Source organism: Nocardia sp. NPDC058114 (assembly GCF_042884695.1).
GTDB lineage: Bacteria > Actinomycetota > Actinomycetes > Mycobacteriales > Mycobacteriaceae > Nocardia.
In genome coordinates this window covers 1-13,472 of record NZ_JBHVTK010000017.1, presented here as the reverse complement: position 1 = coordinate 13,472, position 13,472 = coordinate 1, and the positions used below count along the sequence as shown (strand labels likewise).

Sequence of the window (13,472 nt, the reverse complement as noted above, 5' to 3'; positions counted from 1 at the left end):
GCACCCCCGCCGCAGTGACACGCGCGGCGGGCATTTATTCTTTACCAGCATCGGTGAGACAGCGCCCGAGGGGACTCTCGGGCGAGAAGTGCGTCTCCCCAGAAAGGATTCGAGCCAGATGACGGTACTCGACTCGATTCTCGACGGGGTCCGAGCGGATGTTGCCGCTCGCGAAGCCCTCCTCGATTTTCAAGCGATCAAAGCTGCTGCCGCCGCGGTCAAGGGACCGCTGGACGCACACGCCGCGCTGCACGAGGACGGAATCGGTGTCATCGCGGAAGTGAAGCGAGCCAGCCCCTCCAAGGGCGCGCTCGCCGACATTCCCGATCCCGCCGTGCTGGCCAAGGCCTACGAAGACGGGGGCGCGCGCATCATCAGCGTGCTCACCGAGGGCCGCCGCTTCGGTGGATCGCTCGACGATCTCGACGCCGTGCGCGCCGCCGTGAACATCCCGGTGCTGCGCAAGGACTTCGTCGTCGGCCCGTACCAGATCCACGAGGCCCGTGCCCACGGCGCCGATGTGATCCTGCTGATCGTGGCCGCGCTCGAACAGGACGTGCTCGCCTCGCTGATCGACCGCACCGAATCCCTCGGCATGACCGCCCTGGTGGAGGTGCACACCGAGGAAGAGGCCGATCGCGCCCTCGAAGCCGGTGCGACGGTGATCGGCATCAACGCGCGCAACCTCAAGACCCTCGAGGTCGACCGCGATGTGTTCGCGCGGATCGCGCCCGGCCTGCCCTCGGAGGTCATCCGGGTGGCCGAGTCCGGTATCCGCGGCACCGCCGACCTGCTGGCCTACGCCGGTGCGGGCGCCGATGCCGTGCTCGTCGGCGAAGGCCTGGTGACCAGCGGTAACCCGCGTTCGGCCGTGTCCGAACTGGTGACCGCCGGCACGCACCCGTCCTGCCCGAAGCCGGCCCGACGGAGCATCCGGTGACGGTGCTTCCCCCGGCGAGCGCCGGTGTCGCCCAGCACTCCGAGTACGAACCCGACGCGGGCGGCCACTTCGGCGTCTACGGCGGACGGCACGTCCCCGAGGCGCTGATGGCCGTGATCGAAGAGGTCACCGCCGAGTACGACAAGATCCGCACCGATCGCGGCTTCCTCGACGAGCTCGACCGGCTGCAGCGCGACTACACCGGCCGTCCGTCGCCGGTGTTCGAATGCACCCGGTTGGCCGCGCACGCGGGTGGCGCGCGGATCTTCCTCAAGCGTGAGGACCTCAACCACACCGGCTCGCACAAGATCAACAATGTGCTCGGTCAGGCGTTGCTCGCCAAGCGGATGGGCAAGACGCGCGTCATCGCCGAGACCGGAGCGGGCCAGCACGGCGTCGCGACGGCTACCGCGTGCGCGCTGCTCGGCCTCGACTGCGTGGTCTACATGGGTGCGGTCGACACCGCCCGCCAGGCGCTCAACGTGGCCCGCATGCGGCTGCTCGGCGCCGAGGTGATCCCGGTGACCTCGGGTTCGCAGACGCTCAAGGACGCGATCAACGAGGCGTTGCGCGACTGGGTGACCCACGCCGACGACACGTTCTACTGCTTCGGCACCGCCGCCGGTCCGCACCCGTTCCCGCTGCTGGTCCGTGATTTCCAGCGCGTGATCGGCTTGGAGGCGCGCGAGCAGATCCAGCTTCCGGCGCAAGCGGGCAGGCTGCCCGACGCCGTCGTGGCCTGCGTGGGCGGCGGTTCCAACGCCATCGGCATCTTCCATGCCTTCATCCCCGATGCGGGCGTGCGCCTCGTCGGTTTCGAGGCGGCCGGTGACGGCGTCGAAACCGGGCGCCACGCCGCCACCTTCACCGGTGGCACGCCCGGTGCGTTCCAGGGCGCCTACTCGTACCTGTTGCAGGACGAAGACGGCCAGACCATCGAATCGCATTCGATCTCGGCCGGACTCGACTACCCGGGCGTCGGCCCCGAGCACGCCCACCTCAAGGACATCGGCCGCGCCGAATACCGGCCGATCACCGACACCGAGGCGATGGACGCGCTGCTGCTGCTCTCGCGCACCGAGGGCATCATCCCGGCGATCGAGTCCGCGCACGCGGTGGCGGGCGCGCTGAAGCTGGGCGTGGAGCTCGGCGAGGGCGCGGTCATCCTGGTCAACCTGTCCGGTCGTGGTGACAAGGACATGGACACGGCGGGGCGCTGGTTCGGTCTGTTCGACGACGATGCCGAGGAGCACCAACAGTGAGTCAGCAGTCGCGTCTTGCGAACACCTTCGCCGCGGCCCGCAGCGAGGGCCGGGCCGCCCTGATCGGCTATCTGCCCGCCGGTTATCCCGATCTCGCCGGCTCCATCGCCGCGTGCCGTGCACTCGTCGAATCCGGCTGTGACATCGTCGAAGTCGGCGTCGCCTACTCCGATCCCGTGATGGACGGCCCGGTCATCCAGGCCGCCGCCGAGCAGGCGCTGCGCAGCGGGGTGCGGGTCCGCGATGTGTTCTCCGTCGTCGAGGCGATCGCCGATGCCGGTGGTCAGGCCGTGGTGATGAGCTACTGGAACCCGGTGCTCAAATACGGCGTCGACACCTTCGCCCGCGATCTCGCCGCGGCCGGTGGCGCCGGCATCATCACGCCGAACCTGATCCCCGACGAGGCCGACGACTGGTTCGTCGCCTCGGCCACGCACAATCTGGATCGCATCTTCCTGGTCGCGCCGTCGTCGACCGAAGAGCGTCTGGTCAAGACCCTCGAGGCCTCCCGCGGCTTCATCTACGCGGCCTCGACCATGGGTGTGACCGGTGCCCGCGACGCGGTCTCCTCGGCCGCGCCCGCGCTGTGCTCGCGCATCCGCGCGCACTCCGACATCCCGATCGGCGTCGGCCTCGGCGTGCGCTCGGGGGCGCAGGCCGCCGAGATCGCCGCGTACGCCGACGGCGTGATCGTCGGCTCGGCGCTGGTCTCGGCCGTGCCGGAGGGTCTCGACGCGGTGCGCGCACTGACCGCCGAACTGGCCGAGGGCGTGCGATCGGCGACCGTTCGCTCCTAGCAGTTCGCACGATGGGCCCGGCCGCTGATCCGCGGCCGGGCCCATCGCTCGTCACCGGCCCGTCGTCCACCGTCCGGGTCGCGGCAACACGCCCGTAGGGCTCTCCACTAACGTGGGCCGGGTGAACTCAGTCCTGGCCTATATTCCGAGTCCGCCCCAGGGGGTCTGGCAACTCGGACCCTTCCCGCTGCGGGCATACGCACTGTTCATCATTCTCGGCATCGTCGTCGCCATCTGGTGGGGTGAACGCCGGTGGCGCGAGCGCGGTGGTCAGCCGGGCGCCGTGCTCGATGTCGCGATGTTCGCGGTGCCGTTCGGCCTGGTCGGCGGCCGGATCTATCACGTGGCCACCGACTGGCAGAAGTACTTCGGCGAGGGCAAGCATCCCGTCGAGGCGCTCTACATCTGGCAGGGTGGCCTCGGCATCTGGGGCGCGGTGTTCTTCGGCGCCATCGGTGCCTGGATCGGCTGCCGGATGTACAAGATCCCGCTGCCCGCGCTCGGCGACGCCGTCGCGCCCGCTGTGCTGCTCGCCCAGGCCATCGGCCGGCTCGGCAACTACTTCAACCAGGAGCTGTACGGGCGCGCCACCGAGCTCCCGTGGGGCCTGGAGATCTATGAACGGTTCGACCCGGAGACCGGCGCGCGGGACATGATGAACGGGGTGTCGACCGGGCGGGTGCTCGAAGTCGTGCAGCCGACCTTCCTGTACGAGCTCGTCTGGAACGTGCTGGTCGTCATCGGTTTGGTGTTGCTCGACAAGCGCTACAAGATCGGCCACGGACGACTGTTCGCGCTCTATGTCGCGGGCTACAGCTTCGGCCGGTTCTTCGTCGAGCTGCTGCGCAGCGACGAGGCCACCCATATTCTCGGCATCAGGATCAACTCGTTCACCTCCGCACTTGTCTTCCTCGGCGCCATGGCCTACTTCGCCTTGGCGACCAAGGGCCGCGAAACCCCGGCCCAGTTGCAGCCCGACGGTGAGCCGCGCCCCTGGCCGTGGCAGTTCTCCGCGCTGCGCGCCGCCGGTGCGGCCGACAACGCGGCGGCGACGGACTCCGAGACCGCGGCCGTCGACGTCACGAAGAAGGCGGATTCCGCTGGGGTGGAAAAGGATTCGGCAGAAGCGGATGTCGTGTCCGAATCTGTCGGCGCCGCCGACGCGAAGGATGTCACCGACGCGAAGAAATCCTGATCCACGACAGTTTTCGTGGAATCGGCGGGCGTCCGGCAACATTGCGGACGCCCGCCGCGATATTCCACGGTATGGCGAGGGCAGCTCGGGGAAGCACCCGACAAGACAACGGTGGGCAGGACCGGCAACAATGACCCGTGATCGTCGCGGGCGCACCGCCGTTCGGCCGATCGCCACTGGCCGGGGGCCACGACGGGTACCCGCACGAATGATGGAGGACATGAGTGACCGACCCCTACAACCCCAATCCACAGTACGGCCCTGACCTGAGCAAGCAGCCCGACTCGGGTTCGCAGCCGCAGTACGGCCAGCCTGCCTACGGTCAGCCCTCTGATCCGTATGCCCAGCAGCCGCAGCAGCCCGGCTACGGTCAGCCGCAGTACGGTGCGCCGCAGCCGCAGTACGGTCAGCCTGCCGACCCGTACGCTCAGCAGCCGCAGCCGGGGTACGGCGCAGCGCCGTACGGGGCCATGCCGCAGGGCTACAACCCGAACGACCCGGAAGCCCCCTACGGCCGGGACATGTACGGCGTGCCGTTCTCGGACAAGCAGAAGCTGATGGCCGGTCTGCTGCAGATCTTCCTCGGCAGCTTCGGCGTCGGTCGCTTCTACCTCGGTTACACCGGTCTCGGCATCGCCCAGATCGCGGTGACCTGGCTGACCTGTGGTCTCGGCGCCATCTGGCCGCTGATCGACGGCATCATGATGCTCACCGGCAAGGTGCCCGACGCGCAGGGTCGCCCGCTGCGCGACTGATTCCTGCCCGCACGGGGATGAACGGGTGTTCTGCTACGGCGGGGCACCCGTTTCGTGTTTCCCCGCCGGTATTCCGATCACGGTGAGCGATACTCTGTGTCGGTCTGTGGCGGCGCCGTAGCGTCGCTTGGCCTGCGCGTGCCCCCTACGCGCAGCGGAGAAAGGGATGTCCGTGCGCAAATTCATTGCCGCCGCCGTACTCGCTGTGGTCGCCGCGACGGGCCTGTCGGCCTGCTCGTCCGCGTCCGACCCGAACGTGCTGAAGATCGGTACCGAGGGCACCTACGCGCCGTTCAGCTACCAGGAGGGCGGCACGCTCACCGGCTACGACGTCGAGGTCGCGCGCGCGGTCGGCGAGAAGCTCGGCAAGCAGGTGGAATTCGTGCAGACTCCCTGGGACTCGATCTTCGCCGGCCTCGAGTCCAAGCGCTTCGATCTGGTCGCCAACCAGGTCACCGTGAACCCCGAGCGCACGGCCAAGTACGCGCTGTCGCAGCCGTACACGACCTCCGAGGGCGTGATCGTCACCAAGTCCGACAACACCTCCATCACGTCGCTGGCGAGTCTGGCGGGCAAGACCACCGCGCAGTCGGCCACCAGCAACTGGAGCAAGGTCGCGTCGGGCGCGGGTGCGAAAGTCGAAGCGGTGGAAGGATTCGTGCAGGCGGTGCAGCTGCTGAAGGCCGGTCGGGTCGACGCCACCGTCAACGACACCCTCGCGGTCGGTGAGTACACCAAGAAGACCGGTGACACCGGCATCAAGATCGCCGCGCAGACCGGCGAGACCAGCAAGCAGGCCTTCGCCGCCCGCAAGGGCGACACCGCGCTCATCGCCGACGTCGACAAGGCGCTGGAGCAGTTGCGCGCCGACGGCACCCTGGCTCGTCTGTCGGAGAAGTACTTCGGCACCGACGTCAGCAAATAGCGGATGGATCCGGCTACCTGGGAGCTGATCCGGCACAACCTGGTACCGATGCTGAAGGCCGCGGTGACGGTGACGTTGCCGCTCACGGCCGTCAGCTTCGTCATCGGCCTGGCCATCGCGGTCGGTGTCGCGCTGGCGAGGATGTCGACGCGGCGGGTGCTCTCGGTGCCCGCCCGCTTCTACATCTCGATCATTCGCGGCACCCCGCTGCTGGTCCAGCTGTTCATCGTGTTCTACGCGCTGCCGCAATTCGGGGTCGTCATCGATCCGTTCCCGGCGGCGGTGATCGCGTTCAGCCTCAACGTCGGCGGGTACGCCGCGGAGGTGGTGCGCTCGTCGATCATGAGCGTGGCGCACGGGCAGTGGGAGGCGGCGGAATCGCTGGGCATGACCTATGTCCAGACGCTCTGGTACGTCGTGTTCCCGCAGGCCGCGCGGATCGCGGTGCCCCCACTGTCGAACACGCTGATCTCGCTGGTCAAGGACACCTCCCTGGCCTCGACCATCCTGGTCACCGAATTGCTGCGCACCGCCCAGCTGGCCGCCGCGCCCACCTTCGACTTCTTCGCCCTCTACGGCGTCGCGGCGCTCTACTACTGGGTGATCTGCCTGATCCTCGGCTTCGGCCAGAGTCGTTTGGAAACAAGACTTTCCAGACACGTCGCCGTTCGGTGACCACTGATTTCGTGAACACATGGGTAACTCATCGGGAACGCTCGGCCCCCGTTCCCGCCGAAACCGCCGGTCCGGTCGCTGGGTGACCACGACCCTCCGACCGGCCAAATTCACGGAGAGGCGGATGAGCATTAGGCTGGGGGCCGTGATGCGACGGACGAAGATTGTGTGCACCCTGGGCCCGGCCACTGCTACCCAGGATCGTATTCGTGAGCTCGTCGAAAGCGGCATGGATGTGGCCCGGCTGAACTTCAGCCACGGCGACCACGCCGACCATGCCGACAACTACAAGATGGTCCGCGCGGCCTCGGACGAGACCGGCCGCGCGGTCGGCATCCTCGCCGACCTCCAGGGCCCCAAGATTCGCCTCGGCCGGTTCGCCGACGGCAAGACCGTGTGGGCCAACGGCGAGCAGGTGCGGATCACCGTCGACGACGTCGACGGTACCCACGACCGCGTCTCGACCACCTACAAGGAGCTCGCGCAGGACGCCAAGGCCGGTGACCGGCTGCTGGTCGACGACGGCAAGGTCGGCCTCACGGTGGAATCGGTCGAGGGCAACGACGTCGTCTGCCGGGTCACCGAGGGCGGCCCGGTGAGCAACAACAAGGGCCTGTCGCTGCCCGGCATGAACGTGTCGGTGCCCGCCCTGTCCGAGAAGGACGTCGCCGACCTCGAATTCGCCCTGGAGCTGGGCGTCGACTTCATCGCGCTGTCGTTCGTGCGGTCGCCGTCCGACATCGAACTCGTGCACGACATCATGGACCGCGTCGGCCGCCGGGTGCCGGTGATCGCCAAGCTGGAGAAGCCCGAGGCGATCGACAACCTCGAGGCGATCGTGCTGGCCTTCGACGCGGTGATGGTCGCCCGTGGCGACCTCGGCGTCGAGCTGCCCCTGGAGCAGGTGCCGCTGGTGCAGAAGCGCGCGATCCAGATGGCGCGGGAGAACGCCAAGCCGGTCATCGTCGCCACCCAGATGCTCGAATCGATGATCGAGAACTCCCGGCCCACCCGCGCGGAAGCCTCCGACGTCGCCAACGCGGTGCTCGACGGCGCCGACGCGGTGATGCTGTCGGGGGAGACCTCGGTCGGGGCGTGGCCGATCGACGCGGTGCGTACCATGGCCCGCATCGTGACCGCGGTCGAGTCCGAGACGTCGCGGGTGCCACCCCTGACCCACGTGCCGCGCACCAAGCGCGGCGTGATCTCCTACGCCGCCCGTGACATCGGCGAGCGGCTCAACGCCAAGGCGCTCGTGGCGTTCACCCAGTCCGGTGACACCGTGCGTCGGCTGGCCCGCCTGCACACCCCGCTGCCGCTGCTGGCGTTCACCCCGATGCCGGAGGTCCGCAGTCAGCTCACGCTGACCTGGGGCACCGAAACGTTCATCGTGCCCATGGTGGACACCACCGACGCGATGATCCACCAGGTGGATCAGGCGCTATTGTCGCTGGAGCGTTATCGCAAGGGTGACCTGGTGGTCATCGTTGCCGGTTCCCCTCCGGGTACCGTCGGTTCCACCAACCTGATCCACGTGCACCGCATCGGCGAAGAGGACCACTAGTAGTGAGCATTTCGATCGGCATCGAGACCACACAGGGCGAGCCGACACCCGATCTGCGGGTGTTGCTCGACCTGCTCGACCTCGAGTCGATCGGCGAGGACACCTTCTTGGGCAACCACCCCGAGAAGGTGTGGAGCCGCACCTTCGGCGGGCAGCTGGTGTCGCAGGCGATCATCGCCGCCGGACGCACGGCGGGGGATCGGCCGCTGCACGCGATCAACGCGCATTTCGTGCGCGGCGGCGATGTGAAGAAGCCGATCGAATACCACGTGCAGCGCCACCGCGACGGCCGCGCGCTCGCCAACCGGACGGTGACCGCCAGCCAGGACGGCCAGGAGCTGTTCGTCATGCTGGCCGCGTTCCAGGACTGGGGCAAGGGCCTGGAGCACGCGCACGAGGGCCCGGATGTGCCGGATCCCGAAACCCTGCCCCGGGTGGAGGAGAGCTTCGTCGGCTTCGAGGACAAGCTGGAGATGTTCATCAAGGCGCCGCATCCGATCGACATGCGCTACACCAACGATCCGTCGTGGATCCTCAAGGGCACCGGCGAGAAGCTCAATCACAACCGGGTCTGGATGCGCACCGACGGGGCGTTGCCGGACGATCAACTGCTGCACGTGGCCGCGCTGGGCTACTCCTCCGACACCACCGTGCTCGATTCGATCATCACCACGCACGGTTTGTCGTGGGGGCTGGACCGGATTCTCGCGGCGACGGTGAACCACTCGATGTGGTTCCATCGCCCGTTCCGGTTCGACGACTGGGTGCTCTACGCCACGGAGTCGCCGGTCGCGGCCGGTTCGCGTGGTTTGGCGACGGGCCGGTTCTATTCGCGCACAGGCGAGTTGATCGCCACGACCGTGCAGGAAGGCGTCATCCGGCACTTCCCGGCCCGCTGAGCGCCGCGGTGTGGCCCCGCTGAGGTCATCCGGCCGGAGAGCTCAACGCAGTTCGTGGTCGAGTTCGGGTGCGACGACGTCGGTGCGCTGATGGGCGCGCAAGGTGAAGGGCACACCGTGCGCGTGATGCGGTGGGGCCGCTCCGTACACGGCCAGCGCCAGCCCACGCTCGAGGTCGGCGATGTCGGCGTCGGTGAGATCGGCCTGATCGCCGACCAGGCTCAGCGCGATCTCGTAGGTGCTCTCCGTGCTCGGCTCGAGGCCGGGATAGCTACCGCGCCACTGTGATTCGAGTTCGTGATGCACCGGATCGCTCGCGTCGACGGGCATGGTGAACCGCCATGCGTAGACGTCACGCTCGTGCACGTGGTCGTCGAGAACCGTCCGGACACTGGCGACGATGCGGTCGAGGATCTCCGGCGTCACATACACATGGAGCGAAACATCCGAAATGCGTTTCGGCAAGTCTGTAGTCCCGTCGTGTGTCGAACCTGCAAGGGGTAACCACCCACGTCCGCGCCGAAGTCTAATCCCTGCGCGCCGTGGCGAACAGCCCTAGCTCAGCGTCTGCGTTGCGCGGCGAGAAAGGCCGACAGTGGGGCGCCGGGTCCACTGGGAGCTATCACCAGGCCGGGCCGATCGGTGTCGCCGGCCCGTTTCGTCTGCTCGTGGGGGGCGAGCGCGCCCAGCACGGGAAACAGCAATTCGGCGATTCGATCGCCGACCTCGAGGAACGCCGCGGGCGAGAGGCCGATCGGGTCGGCGATGTTCTCGCGGCCCACATAGGCCAGGTTGTTGCGCGCGTGGTGCAGTGCGGCAATGGATTTCGCACCGGTGACCTTGGCGATGCGATGGGCCTCGGCGAGGGTGAAGGTGCGCGGGGCGGTGCCGAAGGCCAGTTCGCCGACCTGGTCGCGTAAGGAATCGGTCATCGTCAGCACCAGATCGGCGCGATCGACCATCTCGGGCTTGAGCTTTCGGGCCTTGAAGCCGGCGGTGTCCCCGCCGAGGCCCTGGATGGTCTCGGCGGCCATCGGATCGGGCGGAAAGCCGACCAGGGCCCTGGTGCCCGCGCTCTCCGCGGTGAGGCCGGGTAGAGCGTGCTCCGTCGCGAACGCCCGGGTGAGCCGTTCGGCGATCACCGACCGGCAGACATTGGAGTTGCAGACGAAGAGCACGTGCATACCGACACCGTAATCGGGTCGATTGTCACGGAGTAGGCCGGAATTGTAACCATCACAAGCGCGGTACTACTTATTCACCTTTCGGTTGAACGCCGTACATCATTCACGATGCGCAAATCTGTTGTGTGTGACCGTGATACCCGCGAGATAGGGGGAAGAAACCTCGCGGTGATATGTGTCGGTTGTCACTCTTTTCGGTCATAATAATTCGATTCGGAAATGACCGGCGGCACGGCCGGTGGAGTGCCGTGCACGCGGCCCCTGGTGGAGAACATCGGCCCACGCGCGGGGACGACCGGTGCGAACGCCGCCAGCCCCGTCGATGTCGACATGTCGTCGTAGACCGCGTCGATGCCGCCACGGCGGAAGTAGGCCTCGTGCCAGAAGCCGGTGCCGCCGGAATCGCGCAGGAATTCGCCCCACCACTGCCGGTGCGGTTCCGATCGCGTCCAGCGCTCGAGCGAATCCAGATCGCGCCAGTACTGCCGGGCGCCCCAATGCGGTGGAAACATCGACCACACGATGTCCTCGTGCAGCAGCAAACCGTCGGGCCGGTCGGCATGTGAGCGATACAACTTCGGGCCGACGCCGAGCAGCCGCAGCATCCCGCGCGGGGTGCGGACACGCATGCCGAGCAGGATCATCACCAGGTCGGGGTAGGCATTCAGGTCGACCGTAGTTCTGTGCACGCGCATGATCGCAGCCCCTTCCAAGGTGCTCTTTCGAGGTACTACGGGGCAGGTGGACGTCCGGTTCGACCGGCGGTTCGCTTCCCGGCGCGCCGAGACGCTATAGTGACCGCGGTGCGCCGGGTTGGCGGAACTGGCAGACGCGACGGTCTCAAAAACCGTTGTCCGGAAGGACGTGTGGGTTCGAGTCCCACACTCGGCACCACGGCGGAAGCGCGGCGTACGTAGCCGCGCTCCGCGGGGGAGTATCCGGCGCAGGGTGTGCGCGATCTCATCGCAGGCGCATTCTCTGCGCGGAAGCAAAAGGTACTCTTTACATCGCCAGTCGTGGTGTGATCGACAGGCATCGGAATCCAGAGGGGTCGAACCTATGAGCACGAATGCAGCCGGCGCCACGCGTGAGGCCGCGGCCAAGCGGGTCGTCGTCGCCGAGGATGAGGCCTTGATCCGGATGGATCTCGTCGAGATGCTCAAGGAAGAGGGCTACGACGTCGTCGGCGAAGCGGGCGACGGACAGCAGGCTGTGGAGCTCGCCGAGGAACTGCGCCCCGATCTGGTCATCATGGACGTGAAGATGCCGCGCCGTGACGGTATCGACGCGGCCGCCGAGATCGCGTCGAAACGTGTTGCGCCCGTGGTGATCCTGACCGCGTTCAGTCAGCGCGATCTGGTGGAGCGCGCGCGTGACGCGGGTGCGATGGCCTATCTCGTGAAGCCGTTCACCAAATCCGACCTGGTCCCCGCGATCGAACTGGCGGCCAGTCGTTTTCACGAAATCACGGCGCTGGAAACCGAAGTCGCGAATCTCTCGGACCGTTTGGAGACGCGCAAACTGGTCGAGCGGGCCAAGGGTGTGCTCATGCAGACCCAGGGGCTCTCGGAGCCGCAGGCGTTCAAATGGATTCAGCGCACGGCGATGGATCGCCGCACGACGATGAAGGCGGTCGCCGAAGTCGTGCTGGAGAACCTCACCCCGCAGTGACGCGGTTCGGCTCTTACCGCCGCGTGGGCCGAAAGCAGAAAATGTTTACGTAAGCGAAACAATAATGTGAACTATTGCTGGACAACCGACCTCCGACATGATGCGAATGTGATGCGGATCTAACAAAGCGGCGATATGTTCTCTGCGGGCTGAACGTGGTCGGCCCCCTCGGTGAACCCGGGGAGCACAGGACATAGAGGTGAGACGTGCTCAGTTCGACATGGCGCAGTCGGTCGACGCGGGGAGTTCTGGTAATCGGAGCTGCCGCGTCGTTGGTGTTGTCCGGATGCAGTGACAAGTCGTCGGATGGCGGCGGTGGCGGCAACACCGATCTCTCCATCCAGTCGGTTGTTCAGCTCGATACCCAGGGTAAGGCCGTCGCGACGACCGACGCCGGTGCGGCCGCGGACCCCGCAGGCGACGGCAAGGCCAAGTGCGCGCCCCTGACCCTCGGCATGGCGGGCCCGCTGACCGGCGGCAATGCCGCCCTCGGCATCAACATCATCATGGGCGTGAAGCTGGCGCTCGACCAGCACAACAAGGCCAATCCGGACTGTCAGGTCTCGGTGAAGCAGTTCGACACCGAGGGCAAGCCGCAGATCGCCAGCCAGGTGGTTCCGACGATCGTCGCCGATCCGAACATCGTGGCCCTGGTCGGCCCGACCTTCTCGGGTGAGACCAAGGCGACCGGCCAGATCCTCAGCGAGGCGGGCATGCCCACGCTGACGGCGTCGGCCACCAACCCCACGCTCACCCAGAACGGCTGGAAGACCTTCTTCCGCGGCCTCGGCAACGACGACTCGCAGGGTCCGGCCGTGGCCAACTACCTGACCGGTGAGAAGGGCTTCAAGAAGATCTGCGTCGTGCAGGACAACACCGACTACGGTGCCGGCCTGGCGAAGGCCTTCATCACCGCCGCGGGTCCCGCGGCCGACGCCTCCTGCGCCACGAGCGTCAAGGAAGGTGACAAGGACTTCTCGGCAGCGGTCTCGAAGCTGTCCGCGGCCAAGCCCGACGCCATCTTCTACGCCGGTTACTACGCCGAGGCGGCACCGTTCGTGCAGCAGCTGCGTTCCGGTGGCGTGACCGCGGCCTTCGTTTCCGCCGACGGCACCAACGATCCCGAGTTCGTCCGGCAGGCCGGTTCCTCGTCCAAGGACGCGCTGCTGTCGTGCCCGTGCAGCCCCGCGCCGGAGAAGTTCTCCGCCGATTACAAGGCGCTCAACGGCCAGGCGCCCGGCGTCTACTCCGTCGAGGGCTACGACCTGACCACGATCCTGCTCAAGGGAATCGATGCCGGCAAGGTCACCCGCGCCGAGCTGGTCGACTACGTCCGTAACTACAACGGCACCGGCGTCGCCCGCCAGTACAAGTGGGGCGAGACCGGCGAGCTGGCCAACATCCAGATCTGGATGTACCAGGTCAAGTAGTTCAGATGATGTGTGCAGCGGTGGGCGGGGGGGGGTTGGGAACCCCCCCCCCCCCCGCCCCCGCTCCGGCGTCGCCCGCCTCCACCGCTGCCCGAACCGCGCCACCTCGACCTCGCTGCGAGGCTGATCGTGCAGCAGCAGCGCGGCGTCCTGACGCACGTTCAGCAGTTTCGCC

Annotated in this window: 14 protein-coding genes and 1 tRNA gene; 12 read left to right on the top strand and 3 right to left on the bottom strand. The window is 67.2% G+C overall.

Annotated elements, in window-relative coordinates; translation table 11 throughout:
* The first annotated feature begins 118 nt into the window (after nucleotides 1-118).
* From trpC to ACFVVI_RS33845, 9 genes are all read left to right on the top strand, one after another.
* On the top strand, nucleotides 119-940 hold the full coding sequence (gene trpC, locus ACFVVI_RS33885) for an indole-3-glycerol phosphate synthase TrpC (protein WP_056824640.1): 822 nt from the start codon (nucleotides 119-121) through the stop codon (nucleotides 938-940).
* Nucleotides 937-2,202 (top strand): tryptophan synthase subunit beta, encoded by a 1,266-nt coding sequence (trpB, locus tag ACFVVI_RS33880; protein ID WP_378637181.1) that lies wholly within the window; start codon nucleotides 937-939, stop codon nucleotides 2,200-2,202. The genes trpC and trpB overlap by 4 nt, the downstream gene beginning before the upstream one ends.
* Complete coding sequence (gene trpA / locus ACFVVI_RS33875) at nucleotides 2,199-2,999, top strand: tryptophan synthase subunit alpha (protein ID WP_378637179.1); 801 nt, start codon at nucleotides 2,199-2,201, stop codon at nucleotides 2,997-2,999. The genes trpB and trpA overlap by 4 nt, the downstream gene beginning before the upstream one ends.
* 112 nt (nucleotides 3,000-3,111) lie before the next feature.
* Nucleotides 3,112-4,194 (top strand): prolipoprotein diacylglyceryl transferase, encoded by a 1,083-nt coding sequence (gene lgt / locus ACFVVI_RS33870; protein WP_387448856.1) that lies wholly within the window; start codon nucleotides 3,112-3,114, stop codon nucleotides 4,192-4,194.
* A gap of 224 nt (nucleotides 4,195-4,418) precedes the next feature.
* On the top strand, nucleotides 4,419-4,949 hold the full coding sequence (locus ACFVVI_RS33865; RefSeq protein ID WP_378995669.1) for an NINE protein: 531 nt from the start codon (nucleotides 4,419-4,421) through the stop codon (nucleotides 4,947-4,949).
* Between the two features lie 172 nt (nucleotides 4,950-5,121).
* Nucleotides 5,122-5,874 (top strand): amino acid ABC transporter substrate-binding protein, encoded by a 753-nt coding sequence (locus tag ACFVVI_RS33860; protein WP_387448968.1) that lies wholly within the window; start codon nucleotides 5,122-5,124, stop codon nucleotides 5,872-5,874.
* A gap of 3 nt (nucleotides 5,875-5,877) precedes the next feature.
* On the top strand, nucleotides 5,878-6,549 hold the full coding sequence (locus ACFVVI_RS33855) for an amino acid ABC transporter permease (protein ID WP_387448853.1): 672 nt from the start codon (nucleotides 5,878-5,880) through the stop codon (nucleotides 6,547-6,549).
* Between the two features lie 145 nt (nucleotides 6,550-6,694).
* Entirely contained in the window at nucleotides 6,695-8,113 is a 1,419-nt protein-coding gene (pyk, locus tag ACFVVI_RS33850; RefSeq protein ID WP_387448966.1) for a pyruvate kinase, read from the top strand.
* 2 nt (nucleotides 8,114-8,115) lie between these two features.
* Complete coding sequence (locus tag ACFVVI_RS33845) at nucleotides 8,116-9,012, top strand: acyl-CoA thioesterase (RefSeq protein ID WP_378995663.1); 897 nt, start codon at nucleotides 8,116-8,118, stop codon at nucleotides 9,010-9,012.
* Between the two features lie 42 nt (nucleotides 9,013-9,054).
* On the opposite strand, the gene ACFVVI_RS33840 is transcribed toward ACFVVI_RS33845, so the two are convergent.
* The 3 genes from ACFVVI_RS33840 to ACFVVI_RS33830 form a co-directional block, all read right to left on the bottom strand.
* Nucleotides 9,055-9,438: a hypothetical protein gene (locus tag ACFVVI_RS33840; RefSeq protein ID WP_379316948.1), complete on the bottom strand. Its 384-nt coding sequence runs from the start codon at nucleotides 9,436-9,438 to the stop codon at nucleotides 9,055-9,057.
* 134 nt (nucleotides 9,439-9,572) lie between these two features.
* On the bottom strand, nucleotides 9,573-10,196 hold the full coding sequence (locus ACFVVI_RS33835) for a low molecular weight phosphatase family protein (protein ID WP_378995659.1): 624 nt from the start codon (nucleotides 10,194-10,196) through the stop codon (nucleotides 9,573-9,575).
* A 185-nt stretch (nucleotides 10,197-10,381) separates the two neighbouring features.
* The gene (locus tag ACFVVI_RS33830; RefSeq protein WP_378995656.1) at nucleotides 10,382-10,891 is read right to left on the bottom strand and encodes a monooxygenase family protein; all 510 of its coding nucleotides are present in this window, start codon (nucleotides 10,889-10,891) and stop codon (nucleotides 10,382-10,384) included.
* Nucleotides 10,892-11,003: 112 nt separating this feature from the next.
* Between ACFVVI_RS33830 and ACFVVI_RS33825 the strand changes: the two genes are divergently transcribed.
* The 3 genes from ACFVVI_RS33825 to ACFVVI_RS33815 all read left to right on the top strand — a co-directional run bounded on the left by ACFVVI_RS33825 (nucleotide 11,004) and on the right by ACFVVI_RS33815 (nucleotide 13,297).
* Nucleotides 11,004-11,090, top strand: a tRNA-Leu gene (locus ACFVVI_RS33825).
* A 165-nt stretch (nucleotides 11,091-11,255) separates the two neighbouring features.
* Nucleotides 11,256-11,867 carry an ANTAR domain-containing response regulator gene (locus ACFVVI_RS33820; protein WP_056824610.1) on the top strand — a complete coding sequence of 204 codons (612 nt, stop codon included), beginning with the start codon at nucleotides 11,256-11,258 and terminating at the stop codon, nucleotides 11,865-11,867.
* A 272-nt stretch (nucleotides 11,868-12,139) separates the two neighbouring features.
* Complete coding sequence (locus tag ACFVVI_RS33815; protein ID WP_378995653.1) at nucleotides 12,140-13,297, top strand: branched-chain amino acid ABC transporter substrate-binding protein; 1,158 nt, start codon at nucleotides 12,140-12,142, stop codon at nucleotides 13,295-13,297.
* The last annotated feature ends 175 nt before the right edge of the window (nucleotides 13,298-13,472 follow it).